This window comes from Altererythrobacter chaiwopuensis (genome assembly GCF_054957735.1).
In genome coordinates this window covers 1-260 of the sequence record NZ_JBTXJF010000017.1, presented here as the reverse complement: position 1 = coordinate 260, position 260 = coordinate 1, and the positions used below count along the sequence as shown (strand labels likewise).

Sequence of the window (260 nt, the reverse complement as noted above, 5' to 3'; positions counted from 1 at the left end):
CACGCACAGGGCGCGCAGGTCGGCGAGCTCTGCGGCATCCGGCCGGATGGCGTCGGGCCACGCAGCCGGGTAGCCGTACACCTCGTCGCCCACCGGCAGGGCGGTCGGGTGGCCGAGCACGACGTCGCCGTAGCGGGCGCCGGCCGCCTCCAGCCCGAGGCGCGCGCTGTAGGCGAGATGGTCGACCAGGATCGCGTCGGGCGCGAGGTCGTCGACGATCGCGCGCACGCGGCCGGCGCGATCGACGGGTTCCCACATGA

1 protein-coding gene is annotated in these 260 nt (G+C 75.8%); it reads right to left on the bottom strand.

Annotated features, from left to right (window positions below):
* The coding region (locus ACX3VQ_RS13025; protein ID WP_462581472.1) for a hypothetical protein at positions 1 to 260 on the bottom strand (260 nt) is incomplete at both ends.